The sequence below is a fragment of the Bradyrhizobium sp. SZCCHNR1053 genome (assembly GCF_032381235.1).
Taxonomy (GTDB): domain Bacteria; phylum Pseudomonadota; class Alphaproteobacteria; order Rhizobiales; family Xanthobacteraceae; genus Bradyrhizobium.
Map to the genome: position 1 here is coordinate 232,313 of NZ_JAUHJM010000008.1, position 12,964 is coordinate 245,276.

Here is a 12,964-nt window from a genome sequence, read left to right on the forward strand (position 1 = left end):
TCTGCCCATGACCAATCAGCTTCGTCGCGTTCACCGTGCCCTGTTATCCGTTTCCGACAAGACCGGTCTGGTCGAGTTCGCGCGCGCGCTTGCGGCGCGCGGTGTCGAGCTCGTATCGACCGGCGGCACCGCCAGGGCGATTTCCGAGGCCGGCCTGAAGGTCAAGGACGTTTCCGACCTCACCGGCTTTCCGGAGATGATGGACGGCCGCGTCAAGACCCTGCACCCCAAGGTGCATGGCGGCCTGCTCGCGATCCGCGGCAATGATGAGCATGCGGCGGCGATGAAGAGCCACGACATCGCGCCGATCGACCTGCTCGTCGTCAACCTCTACCCGTTCGAGGCCACGGTCGAGCGCGGCGCCGCGTTCAACGACTGCATCGAAAACATCGACATCGGCGGCCCGGCGATGATCCGCGCTGCATCGAAGAACCACGAGGACGTCGCCGTAGTGGTCGACGTCAACGACTATCACGCTGTGCTCGACGACCTGACGCGGCATGACGGCTCGACCACGCTACTGCTGCGCCGCCGACTTGCTGCCAAGGCCTATGCGCGCACTGCCGCCTATGACGCCGCGATCTCCAACTGGTTCGCCGCCACCATCCAGAACGACGCGCCCGATTACCGCGCCTTCGGCGGCAAGCTGATCCAGTCGCTGCGCTATGGCGAAAACCCGCATCAGCATGCGGCGTTCTACGCGCTGCCCGGCCGCCGTCCCGGCGTCGCCACCGCGCGCCAGTTGCAAGGCAAGGAGCTGTCCTACAACAACATCAACGACACCGACGCGGCCTATGAGTGCATCGCCGAGTTCGATCCGGCGCGCACCGCCGCCTGCGTCATCGTCAAGCACGCCAACCCGTGCGGCGTCGCCGAAGGGCCCGATCTCGTCACCGCCTACCAGAAGGCGCTGGCCTGCGATTCGACCTCGGCGTTCGGCGGCATCATCGCGATGAACCGCAAGCTCGACGCCGCCACGGCACGCGCGATCACCGGCATCTTCACCGAGGTGATCATCGCGCCCGACGCCACCGAGGAGGCGATCTCCATCATCGCCGGCCGCAAGAAACTGCGGCTGCTGCTCGCCGGCGCCCTGCCCGATCCGCGCGAGGCCGGCCTGACCGCGAAGACGGTGTCCGGCGGCCTGCTGGTGCAGAGCCGCGACAATGCCGTCGTCGATGACATGGAGCTGAAGGTGGTGACCAAGCGCGCGCCCACTGAGGCCGAGCTGCGTGACCTGCGCTTCGCCTTCCGCGTCGCCAAGCACGTCAAGTCGAACACCATCGTCTATGCCAAGGATTCGGCAACGGTCGGCATCGGCGCCGGGCAGATGAGCCGGGTCGATTCGGCGCGCATCGCCGCGCGCAAGGCGCTGGATGCGGCCGCGGAGCTGAAGCTCGCCGAGCCCCTGACAAAGGGATCGGTCGTCGCCTCCGACGCGTTCTTCCCGTTCGCCGACGGCATGCTCGCCTGCATCGAGGCCGGCGCCACCGCAGTGATCCAGCCGGGCGGCTCGGTGAAGGACGATGAGGTCATCAAGGCCGCCGACGAGCACGGCATCGCCATGGTGCTGACCGGTGTGCGGCACTTCCGGCACTAGCGAGGTCGTCATTGCCGGGCTTGACCCGGCAATCCATCGTCTAAAGAAGAGCCTGTCGAAGCGGGATGGATGCCCGGGTCAAGCCCGGGCATGACGGTCTGAGTTGACCCGCGCCAGCAACACCAGCCCCACCGCAAAGAACGGCACGAGCACGGCCATGCCGGCCTTCTGGCTCGCGGTGACCGCGGTGATGGTGCCGATCAGCAGCGGGCCGATGAACGACGTCACCTTGCCGGTGAGCGCGAACAGACCGAAATACTGCGCCACGTGCTCCTTCGGCACCATGCGGATCAGCAGCGAGCGCGAGGCCGCCTGCAGCGGCGCGCCGCAGGCGCCGATGATGCAGCCGAGCAGCAGGTAGGCGCGCTCCGGCAGCGAGGCGAACAGCGGGCCGCCGGGCGCAGCCGGCGTGACCGGAATGAACAGAATCGACTCGCGGCTCACCATGAGAATCGCGATGATCGCGAGCAGCAGCAAGGTCATGCTGCCGGCGATCACGCGCTTCGGCCCAAGAAAATCATCGAGCTTGCCGCCGAGCCAGCCGCCGAACGTGCCGGCAGCGGCGAGGATGATGCCGAAGGTGCCGATCTGGATCGTGTTCCAGCCGAACGTGCCGGCGGCATAGATGCCGCCGAACGCGAACAGCGACACCAGCCCATCGGTGTAGATCATGTTGGCGAGGAGAAAGAACGCAACGTCACGTTGCTGCGGCAGGCTGCGCAATGTCTCCTTCAACTGACCGATGCCTTCGCGCACGGCCGCGCCCAACCGGTGCCGCGCCGGAAAGTCCGGCGTGAACAGGAACATCGGCAGCACGAACACGATGAACCAGAGCCCGGTCAGCGGACCGGAGATGCGGTCGCCTTCATGGCTCACCGGATCGAGCCCGAACAGCGGCTTGAATCCAAACAGCGTGCGGCCGCTATCGGGATTGGCGGCGAGAAAGCCGAGCACGATGACGAGCGAGAGGATGCCGCCGACATAGCCGGTGGCCCATCCGGTGCCGGATAGCCGGCCGATGCGTTCCGGCGGCACCAAGGTCGGCATCATCGCGTTGTTGAACACCGTGGCGAACTCGACTCCAATGGTGGCGATCACATAGACCGCGAGCAGCGGCGGGATCAGCTCCGGCGCGCCGGGACGCCCGATCCACATCAGCGAGGCGCCGATCACCAGCATCGCGCCGAACGCCGCGATCCATGGCTTGCGGCGGCCGGTGGCATCGGCGATGGCGCCGAACACCGGTGACAGCAGCGCGATGACGATGCCGGCCGCGGCGGTCGCAAAGCCCCACAGCGCCTGGCCGCTCGCGGCGTCCGGCGCGACATGCGCCGCGAAATAGGGCGCGAAGACGAAGGTCGTGATCAGCGTGAAATAGGGCTGCGCCGCCCAATCGAAGAAGATCCAGCTGACGACGGCCGCGCGCCCGGGATAGATTCGGCCGTCGGCAGTGCCAGAGGTCTCGATCGTGGTGACGGCCATTCGAAGATCCTTTGCGATCACGGCGTCGCATCCTGCGACGATCACGGTGTCGCGTTTTACGCCGGCGACGCGGCCCTATAACATCTGACGATCCCAGGCGGATGTCAGCAACGGCGGAATTGCGATGACCACGTTCACGATTGATCGACGACGGCTCCTTGCGGGTTTCATGGCGTTGCTGGCCGGCTGCCTGCCGGCGCGGGCGCTGGATTCGCAAGCCATCGACATCCCGCAGCCACCCGGTGTCGCCGCGCCGGCGCAGCCGCCCGCGCATGGCATGGTGGTGGCACAGGAGAGGATCGCAGCCGAAGTCGGCCAGCGCATCCTCGCGCTCGGCGGCAACGCAGTCGATGCCGCCGTTGCCACCGGCTTTGCGATGGCGGTCACCTATCCCGTTGCCGGCAACATCGGCGGTGGCGGCTTCATGGTCATTCACATCGCCAGGACCAACGAGGACGTGGCGATCGACTATCGCGAGACCGGCCCCGCTGCCATCACGCGCGACATCTTCCTCGGCGCCGATGGCAAGCCCGACAATGCCAAGTCGCGCGACTCCGCGCTGTCGATCGGCGTGCCCGGATCGGTCGCAGGTCTCGCGCTGGCGCTGGAGAAATACGGCTCGGGCAAATTCACGCTGGCGCAGTTGCTGCATCCGGCGATCGTGCTGGCGCGCGACGGCATCCCGGTCACCGACGACGTTGCCGTCACCCTGCCGATGATGGCGCCGCGGCTGGCCAAATGGAAATCGTCGGCCGCGATCTTCATTCGTCCCGACGGCACGGTGCTGAGGGAAGGAGACCGGCTGATCCAGCGCGATCTGGCGGCGACGCTCACCGCCATTGCCGAGCAGGGCCCGCGCGGATTTTATGAAGGGCCGGTCGCCGACCAACTCGCCAAGGCGATCCAGGATGCCGGCGGCATCATGACAGCGGACGATCTCAAATCCTACCAGCCGGTGCTGCGCACGCCGGTGCGCGGCACCTATCGCGGCTATGACATCGTGTCGATGCCGCTGCCGTCGTCGGGCGGCACCGTGCTGGTCGAGATGCTGAACATCCTCGAAGGCTTTCCGCTCGCTGAGCTGAAGCAGGGCTCGCCCGCGTCGCTGCATCTGCTGATCGAGGCAATGAAGCGTGCCTATGCCGATCGTGCGCGCTATCTCGGCGACCCCGCCTTCGTCGACGCGCCGGTGCGCGCGATGTTGTCGAAGGACTATGCCGCGCGCCAGCGCGCCGGGATCGATCCCGCGCACGCCACCAGCGCCGGCGACGTGCTCAACACCACGCCGCTGCGGGAGGGCAGCAACACCACGCATTTCTCGGTCGTCGACAATGACGGCAATGCCGTCAGCAACACCTACACGCTGAACTTCCCCTATGGCGTCGGCCTCGTCGCCGAGGGCACCGGCGTGCTGCTCAACAACGAGCTCGACGATTTTACCGCCGCGCCCGGCGCCTCCAACGCCTTCGGCCTGGTCGGCTTCGAAGCCAATCTGCCCGGCCCCGGCAAGCGGCCGCTGTCGTCGATGTCGCCGACCATCGTGCTGAAGGACGGCAAGCCCGTGCTCGTCACGGGCTCCCCGGGCGGCAGCCGCATCATCTCGACCGTGCTGCAGGTGACCGTCAACGTGCTCGACTATCGGATGGACGTCCGACAGGCCGTCACCGCGCCTCGCCTGCATCACCAATGGATGCCCGACGAGGTCCGAATCGAGAAGGGTTTTGCCGATGACGTGCTCGCCGGTCTACGCGCCCGAGGTCACAAGATCGAGGAGCCGATGGGACGGACCTCGGCCAACTCCATCCTGGTGACGTCCGATGGATTCGTCGGCGCGCCGGATCCGCGCAGCAAGGGCGCCACCGCAGCCGGGCGCTGAGGCGCCGGTTCCCAGGCGATGTCGGACATCGTGGCCCCGGATGACGATTTGCCGCCGCCCGGCGGGGCCCTTCACCCGCTTCCCTCCGTTGGCGTGGTGACCGAGGCGCGTTAGAAGTATACCAGGGCGCAGCGAGGCTCGCCCGCGAGACGGTGTCGGACGTTCTGGTGCATTTGCGAAGATTCGTGGTCGGTCTGCTGGTATTTGCGGCCCTGCTGGTGGCGGGATGGCTCACCTATCGGCCTGACCGGGCGCTGCGCGTCGCGACCAGCGCGGTCGCCGAGATGATCTGCGCCAAGACCTACGTCTCCGGCCTCGATCCGCAAACGGTGTTTGCGGAGACCATGGAACGGCCCGGTCTGCGCCGGTTGCGGGCCGTGATGCGCTACCGGGTGGAGCCCGACATGCGCCTGGTCGAGGCGTCGCTGCTCGGCCTGCACGCCACCCGCGCCTCGTTTCACGACGGCCTCGGTTGCGTGACGCTCCAGGGCCAGAAGCCGCCTTACCTGCCGCACACCGACGTCGCTGTGCTGCGTGCTGCGGGGCCTGCTCCCGCCCTGCCCGACTTCGCGGAAAACACGGCGGTGGAGCCCAGCGATCCCGCGCTGAAGGCGGCGCTCGATCACGCCTTCGAGGAGCCGGCCAACCCGCCGTTCCGCCGCACCAAGGCGGTCGTCGTCGTCAAGGACGGTCACCTGATCGCAGAGCGCTATGCGCCGAGCATCGGCGTCGATACGCCACTTGTGGGCTTCTCGATGACCAAGACGGTCACCAATGCGCTGCTGGGCATCCTCACCCGGCAGGGCAAGCTGAGCCCGTCGATCCCGGCGCCGGTCGCGGAGTGGCGCGAGGCCAGAGATCCGCGCCACGACATCACGATCGAGCAGTTGATGCGCATGACATCAGGCCTGGCGCTGGACGAGACCAATTCCGGCTTCGATCCGTCGAGCCAGATGGACATCCACCGCGACATGGCGGCGTTCGCGGTGCATGCGCCGTTGATCGCGCCGCCCGGCCAGCGCTGGGCCTATTCGAGCGCGAGCGCCCAGATCCTGGCGCGCATCATCCGCGACGCCGCCGGGGGACCGGAGCAGACCATCGAGCTGGCCTGGCGCGAGCTGTTCAACCCGCTCGGCATGCGCAGCGCGACGCTGCAATACGATGGGAGCGGGACCGTTCAGGGCTACGGCAACATGCTGGCGAGCGCGCGCGACTGGGCGAAGCTCGGACTGCTCTATCTCGGCGACGGCGTCGTCGGCGACCGGCGCATTCTCCCGGAAGGCTGGGTCGCGATGTCGGCAACTGCGACGCTGGACACCGACTACGGCGCCGGGCTGTGGACCAACCGCAGCCAGCATTTTCACGCGCAGGGACGTGCCCGCGCGGGAATTCCGCCGGACGCGTTCTTCGCCTTCGGCCTGCTCGGCCAGCGGTTGGTGATCATGCCGAGCCAGCGCATGGTCGTGGTCCGGCTCGGCGATTCCGTGGATCCGAACGGCGACATCAAGGGCGTCGCCCGGCTGGTGCGCGAGGTGATTGCGGCGACCGCGGCGCCGGCGACGGCCACAAAATAGCGCTCAGCGGCCGACCTCGTAGGGCCCGCCCTTCTCCAGCGCGATCTTGTAGGCAGGCCGCGACTCGATGCGCGCGAGGAAATCCATCGCGCGCGGATGGCCCTGCTCCAGGCCGCCGCGCGATGCCGCCGCCTGCAGCGGGAAGCTCATCTGGATGTCGGCCGCGGTGAACGAATCGCCGGCGAACCACTCGCTTTTCTGCAGCTCGCTTTCCCAGAACGCCATGTGTTGCTTCAGCTGCGGATTGACCAGCGTGCTCAAGGCCTGGTTCGACACCTTGCGCACGATCGGACGGAGCAGCGCCGGCGCGCGCTTCGGCATGATGTTGAACAGCAGCTTCAGCAGCAGCAGCGGCATCGCCGAGCCCTCGGCGTAATGCAGCCAATAGGAATAGCGCAGCCGCTCCGGTGTCTTCGGCGGCGGGATCAGGCGGCCATTGCCGTAGGTCTCGATCAGATATTCGACGATGGCACCGGACTCCGCGACGGTGTTGCCGTTGTCGGTGATGACAGGCGACTTGCCGAGCGGGTGGATGGCGCGCAGCTCCTTCGGCGCCCGCATGTCGGGCTGGCGCTCGTAGCGGATGATCTCATAGGGCACGCCGAGCTCCTCGAGCAACCAGAGCACGCGTTGCGAGCGGGAATTGTTGAGGTGGTGAACGGTCAGCATGGGGTTTCCAGGGACGGATCGGGTGGCGGGCGCCGTTCCGTAGCAGGACAGGAAGGGTTCGGCGAGGCGCCGGGATCCTCACCCCGGCATGAAATAATTACCCGGGTAATATTGACTTTAATTTCACCCGGGTTTTATTAGGGTTATCACATGGGACTGCCGATATGAACACCTTCACCGCATTTGCCGGCCAAACCCGGGTTGCCGCCGGGCCGCTGCCCAAGGTGGCACTGGTGCTGAAACACGCCGCGCCGGGCACCGAGCCGATCGTGATTTTCAGCGACCGCACCGGACAGCCGATCGACCTCGATCTGCGCGGCAGCGACCGGGAGATCCTGGCGCGCCTGCCGGTCGAAGCCGGCGCGGCGGCGAACCAAGGGCCGACCGAGCCGCGTGGCCGCGGCCGGCCGAAGCTCGGGGTCGTGGCCCGCGAGGTGACCTTGCTGCCGCAGCACTGGGACTGGCTGAACGCGCAGCCGGGCGGCGCCTCGGTCGCACTGCGCAAGCTGGTCCACGACGCCCGCCGTGCCAGCGGCGACACCGACCGCGCCCGTGAGGCACGCGATGCGGCCTATCATTTCATGTCCGGGATCGGCAGCAACCTGCCGCAGTTCGAGGAGGCGTCGCGGGCGCTGTTCGCCGGCGATCTCGGCCGCTTCGCTGCCTTGATCGCGGACTGGCCGGCCGACATCCGCGACCACGCCGTCGCGCTCGCGCACCGCCACCGCGCCGAGTGAGATCGGCTGATTTCAACGGCCAATGAGAGCGGCCGTTCGCGGCGGCTCTCATTCCAATTCCTCGCAACGCGACCGTACTCCGAATGAAGAGCGGTCGACGGAGAAACATGCCGTGTCGCCGCCAACCGCCTCGCTGCGCAAGCCGTTCCTGACGTTCGTCGTTCCGATGATGCTGAGCAACATCCTGCAGTCGCTGTTCGGCACCATCAACAACGTCTATCTCGGCCAGATGATCGGCGTCGATGCGCTCGCCGCGGTCTCGGTGTTCTTCCCGGCGATGTTCTTCTTCGTCTCCTTCGTCATGGGCCTCGGCTCAGGTGCCGGCGTTCTGATCGGCCAGGCCTGGGGCGCCGGTGAGCCCGCGAAGGTGAAGCAGGTCGCCGGCACGACGCTGACCATTGCGCTGCTGCTCGGCGGCCTGATCGCGGTATTGGGCGGCGTGTTCAGCCGCCAATTGCTGACCGCGCTCGCCACGCCCGCCAACATCCTTGATGCAGCCGCGGGCTATGCCCGCATCATGATGATCACGATGCCGCTGACCTTCGCCTACATCCTGCTGTCGTCGCAGATGCGCGGCGTCGGCGACACCGTGACGCCGCTGGCCTCGCTCGCCGCATCGACCACGCTCGGGCTGGTGCTCACCCCGGTCTTCATCCGCGGCTGGCTCGGCGCGCCCGTACTCGGCGTCGCCAGCGCCGCCTGGGCCTCGGCGATCTCGACGTTGACGACGCTGGCCTGGCTCCATGTCCATCTGCGCCGTCGCAAGCATCCGCTGGCGATCGATGCGGCATTCCTGCGGGGCATGCTGCCTGATCCGAAACTGTTGCGGGCCGTACTGCGGCTCGGCATCCCCGCCGCGATCGGCATGATCGTGATGTCGCTGGCCGAGATGGTGCTGATTGGCCTCGTCAACGGCTTCGGCTCGGACGCGACGGCGGCCTATGGCGCGGTCAATCAGGTGCTCGGCTATGTGCAGTTTCCGGCGCTGTCGATCGCGATCTCGGTCTCGATCTTCGGCGCCCAGGCGATCGGCCGCGGCCAGGCCGAGCAGATCGGCGACATCGTGCGCACGGGCATCGAGATGAACGTGGTGCTGACCGGCGGCCTGGTCGCGATCGGCTATCTGTTCTCACGGGTGCTGATGGGACTCTTCATCACCGACCCTGCCGTCATCGAGGTGGCGCAGCATTCGCTGCACATCGTGCTGTGGAGCTCCGTGCTGTTCGGCATGTCCATCACGTTCTCGTCGGCGATGCGCGCCTCCGGGACCGTGTGGATGCCGCTGGCGATCTCGGCGTTTGCGATCGCCGCGATCGAGGTGCCCGCCGCCACCTGGCTCAGCCGCAGCATCGGGCTCGACGGCGTCTGGCTCGCCTATCCCATCACGTTCGCCGCGATGATGCTGCTGCAGATGAGCTATTATCTCCTGGTGTGGCGCAAGCGGACGGTGCGCCGGATGATCTGACGCACCACCGGCGTCTTCCGGCCGCTGGAATATGATGACCGTCATAAAACCCTGGACGGAGCTGCTGCGCTGGACCACAATGTGAAAAACCGAGGAGACCGCCCATGAGCCGTCCTGCGCCAGAATTCATGTTCGACTTCGGCAGTCCCAACGCCTATCTGAGCCATGAGGCGATCCCGGCGATCGTGAAACGGATCGGCGTCCAGTTCTATTATGTCCCGGTGCTGCTCGGCGGCATCTTCAAGGCGACCAACAACAAGTCACCGGCCGAGTCACTCGCCGGCATCAAGAACAAGCGTGAATTCCACGAGGTCGAGACCCAGCGCTTCCTCAAGCGCTATCAGGTGCAGCCCTGGGTCTGGAACCCGTACTTCCCGGTGAATACACTGAACCTGATGCGCGCGGCGATCGCGGCCCAGCTCGAGGGCGTGTTCGAGGCCTATGTCGACGCGGCATTCCACCACATGTGGCGCGAGCCGAAGAAGATGGACGATCCCGAGATCGCGATCGCCGCGATCACATCGTCCGGGCTCGACGGGGCCAAGCTGTTCGCCCGCGCCCAGGAGCCCGAGGTGAAGGCGAAGCTCGTGGAGAACACCCAGCGCGCGGTCGAGCGCGGCGCGTTCGGCTCGCCGACCTTCTTCGTCGGCAATGAGATGTTCTTCGGCAAGGAGCAGCTGCGCGATGTCGAGGAATACATCCTGGGCAAGTGATCGCCGTCATCGCGAGCGCAGCAACGCGATCCCGCCGCAAAGCAAGGCTGGATTGCTTCGTCGCTTCGCTCCTCGCAATGAGGCTGGAGTGAGATCGGGAGAGCAAGCATGCAACAGCGCAACGCTACCGTCGCGGTCGTCGGGGCCGGCGACTACATCGGCGCCGAGATCGTCAAGAAATTCGCGTCCGAAGGCTTCACGGTGTTCGCCGGCCGGCGCAATGGCGAGAAGCTCGCGCCGCTGGTCGCGGAGGTCGAGGCCGCTGGCGGGCGGATCGTGGCGCGCTCGCTCGATGCCCGCAAGGAGGACGAGACCACCGCCTTCCTCAACGACGCCGACAGGCATGCGCCGCTCGAGGTCGTGATCTTCAATGTCGGCGCCAACGTCAATTTCCCGATCCTCGAGACGACGGACCGCGTGTTCCGCAAGGTCTGGGAGATGGCGTGCTGGGCCGGCTTCGTCACCGGGCGCGAGGCCGCCCGGCTGATGCTGCCCCGTGGCGGCGGCAAGATCTTCTTCACCGGCGCCACCGCCTCGCTGCGCGGCGGCTCCGGCTATGCCGCCTTCGCTTCGGCCAAGTTCGGCCTGCGCGCGGTGGCGCAGGCGATGGCGCGCGAGCTGATGCCGCAGAACATCCATGTCGCCCACCTGATCATCGATTCCGGCGTCGATACCGCCTGGGTGCGCGAGCGCCGCGCCCAACTCTGGGGCAAGGAGGCGCTGGACAATCCCGACCTGCTGATGCCGCCGGCCTCGGTCGCGGGTGCCTATTGGCAGCTCTACCAGCAGCCGAAGAGCGCCTGGACCTTCGAAATGGAGATCCGTCCGTCTGGCGAGAAATGGTGAGAAGCGATGGCGAACAGGGAGTAGCGAGTAGGGCATGGTGGCCATCCCCATTCGCTACTCGCCATTCGCTATTCGCTCCTGCATGATGAGACCTCGCTGAGAGAGAGGACCTACCCATGCGTATTCTCGTCGTCGGCGCCGGCGCCATCGGCGGCTATTTCGGCGGCCGGCTGCTGCAGTCCGGCGCCGATGTCACCTTCCTGGTCCGCCCGCGCCGCGCGGCTCAACTCGCCAGTGCCGGCCTCGTGATCCGCAGTCCGACCGGTGACGTCACCCTCCCCAATCCGCCGACCGTACAGGCGGACACTCTGAAGCAGCACTTCGACGTCGTGCTGCTGAGCTGCAAGGCCTACGACCTCGACGACGCGATCACCTCGTTCGCGCCGGCCGTGGGTCCGAACACCGCGATCATCCCGCTGCTCAACGGCATGAAGCATCTCGACGTGCTCGACGCCAGGTTCGGGCGCGCGCGCGTGCTCGGCGGGCTCTGCGCCATCGCCGCGACCCTGAACGAGCAGCGCGAGGTCGTGCAGTTGCAGCCGATGCAATCGCTGAGCTTCGGCGAGCGCGACGGCGGATCGTCGGACCGCGTCCGCGCGATCTTCGAGATTTTCCAGCGCGGGAATTTCAATGCGTCGGCCAGCGACCACGTCATGCAGGACATGTGGGAGAAGTGGGTGTTCCTGTCCTCGCTCGCTGCATCGACCACATTGATGCGTGCGCCGGTCGGCGTGATCCTGACCGCGCCGGGCGGCAAGGACTTCCTGCTCGGCATGCTCGACGAATGCAGCGCCACCGCTGCGGCCGCAGGCTATCCCCCAGCCGGCGCGTTCTTCCAGCGCGTCTCCGGCATGCTCACCGCGGAGGGATCACCGATGACCGCCTCGATGTTCCGCGATCTCAGCGCCGGCCTGCCGGTCGAGGCCGATCACGTCATCGGCGATCTCGTCGCCCGCGCCGATGCCGCCAAGGTCCCGGTGCCGCGCCTGCGCATATCCTACACGCAGCTCAAGGTGTACGAGGCGCAGCGGCAAAGTTGACCGCAGTGGCCGGATAATCAGGCGATTCAGGTTGATCAGGCACAGTCCCGCGGCAAGTACAGGTGTCGTCCCTGCGAACGCAGGGACCCATACTCCGCGGCCGTGGTGAGGCAGGCAACTCGCAGCGAAGTCCCTCGATGGACTCCGCGGTATGGGTCCCGGATCGGCGCCCGCCTACGCTTCGCGTCGGCAGGCTTGTCCGGGACGACAGCTGTGGGTGTGGCGCGAGACCCCATCCCATCACCAGCAACTACAGATGCGCCAGATAATGCGCCAGCGCCGTGATCTCTTCGTCGCTTAGCGGATAGGCAACATCGGTCATCGCGGCCTGGCTGCCGCCGACGCGCTGGCCGGATTTGTAGTCGTGCAGCGCCTTGACGAGATATTCCTCGCGCTGGCCGGCGAGCCGCGCCACGCCCTTGGTGCCGGCATAGCTGTCGAGATGGCATGAGGCACAGCGCCGGCCGGCGGCGGCTTGCGCGCCTTTGGCCGACAGATCCGGATCGTTGTCCGGCGGCGCCTTGGCCGGCTGCAGCGAGGCGAAATAGGCGCCGAGGTTGCGGATGTCCTCGTTGGTGAGCTGATCGACGATCGGCTTCATCGCCTCGTTCTTGCGCGTGCCGGCGCGGAAGAACACGAGCTGCCACTGGATGAACTGATCCTGCTGGCCGGCGAGCGAAGGAATGTTCTCGGTCTGCGAGATGCCGTTCTCGCCGTGGCAGCCGACGCAGAGCTCGGCCTTGGCCTTGCCCGCTTCGATATCGGCGGCGTCGGCCGGAGGCGCCGCAAGCATGAGCATCAGCGCGGCGGCCATCACCTGGTGCATTCTGGAGGTCCCTGGATTCATCGCAGGCGTTCTCACTCCCATCATTGCTTTGGCGCGCGGACGATGCCCGAAGCCCGCGACCGGGTGCGGCACGTCGTCCTTGATCAACGCGCGACATTCAAAATAGTTGGGGCTG

General features: G+C 66.8%; 11 protein-coding genes. 8 read left to right on the forward strand and 3 right to left on the reverse strand.

Going from position 1 to position 12,964, the window contains the following annotated elements:
* The first annotated feature begins 7 nt into the window (after positions 1 to 7).
* Positions 8 to 1,600 carry a bifunctional phosphoribosylaminoimidazolecarboxamide formyltransferase/IMP cyclohydrolase gene (gene purH, locus QX051_RS20130; protein WP_315777314.1) on the forward strand — a complete coding sequence of 531 codons (1,593 nt, stop codon included), beginning with the start codon at positions 8 to 10 and terminating at the stop codon, positions 1,598 to 1,600.
* Positions 1,601 to 1,678: 78 nt separating this feature from the next.
* Here the strand turns inward: purH and QX051_RS20135 are convergent, their stop codons facing one another.
* A complete protein-coding gene (locus QX051_RS20135) occupies positions 1,679 to 3,082 on the reverse strand; it encodes an MFS transporter (protein WP_315777315.1) in 1,404 nt (467 codons plus the stop codon).
* Positions 3,083 to 3,251: 169 nt separating this feature from the next.
* Here QX051_RS20135 and ggt point away from each other — a divergent pair, with 169 nt between their 5' ends.
* Together ggt and QX051_RS20145 are read left to right on the forward strand one after the other, a co-directional pair.
* Positions 3,252 to 4,958, forward strand: coding sequence for a gamma-glutamyltransferase (gene ggt, locus QX051_RS20140; RefSeq protein WP_315777316.1), 1,707 nt, complete (start codon positions 3,252 to 3,254; stop codon positions 4,956 to 4,958).
* A gap of 167 nt (positions 4,959 to 5,125) precedes the next feature.
* Positions 5,126 to 6,532 (forward strand): serine hydrolase, encoded by a 1,407-nt coding sequence (locus QX051_RS20145; protein ID WP_315777317.1) that lies wholly within the window; start codon positions 5,126 to 5,128, stop codon positions 6,530 to 6,532.
* 3 nt (positions 6,533 to 6,535) lie between these two features.
* Here the strand turns inward: QX051_RS20145 and QX051_RS20150 are convergent, their stop codons facing one another.
* Positions 6,536 to 7,201: a glutathione S-transferase gene (locus tag QX051_RS20150; RefSeq protein WP_315777318.1), complete on the reverse strand. Its 666-nt coding sequence runs from the start codon at positions 7,199 to 7,201 to the stop codon at positions 6,536 to 6,538.
* Between the two features lie 164 nt (positions 7,202 to 7,365).
* Here QX051_RS20150 and QX051_RS20155 point away from each other — a divergent pair, with 164 nt between their 5' ends.
* The 5 genes from QX051_RS20155 to panE all read left to right on the forward strand — a co-directional run bounded on the left by QX051_RS20155 (position 7,366) and on the right by panE (position 12,002).
* Entirely contained in the window at positions 7,366 to 7,938 is a 573-nt protein-coding gene (locus tag QX051_RS20155; protein ID WP_315777319.1) for a DUF2239 family protein, read from the forward strand.
* 166 nt (positions 7,939 to 8,104) lie between these two features.
* The gene (locus QX051_RS20160) at positions 8,105 to 9,403 is read left to right on the forward strand and encodes an MATE family efflux transporter (protein WP_315777349.1); all 1,299 of its coding nucleotides are present in this window, start codon (positions 8,105 to 8,107) and stop codon (positions 9,401 to 9,403) included.
* Between the two features lie 104 nt (positions 9,404 to 9,507).
* Positions 9,508 to 10,116, forward strand: coding sequence for a 2-hydroxychromene-2-carboxylate isomerase (locus QX051_RS20165; RefSeq protein WP_315777320.1), 609 nt, complete (start codon positions 9,508 to 9,510; stop codon positions 10,114 to 10,116).
* 108 nt (positions 10,117 to 10,224) lie between these two features.
* The gene (locus tag QX051_RS20170) at positions 10,225 to 10,962 is read left to right on the forward strand and encodes an SDR family oxidoreductase (RefSeq protein WP_315777321.1); all 738 of its coding nucleotides are present in this window, start codon (positions 10,225 to 10,227) and stop codon (positions 10,960 to 10,962) included.
* Between the two features lie 116 nt (positions 10,963 to 11,078).
* Positions 11,079 to 12,002, forward strand: coding sequence for a 2-dehydropantoate 2-reductase (panE, locus tag QX051_RS20175; RefSeq protein WP_315777322.1), 924 nt, complete (start codon positions 11,079 to 11,081; stop codon positions 12,000 to 12,002).
* A 250-nt stretch (positions 12,003 to 12,252) separates the two neighbouring features.
* On the opposite strand, the gene QX051_RS20180 is transcribed toward panE, so the two are convergent.
* A complete protein-coding gene (locus QX051_RS20180) occupies positions 12,253 to 12,828 on the reverse strand; it encodes a c-type cytochrome (RefSeq protein ID WP_315777323.1) in 576 nt (191 codons plus the stop codon).
* Positions 12,829 to 12,964: the final 136 nt, after the last annotated feature.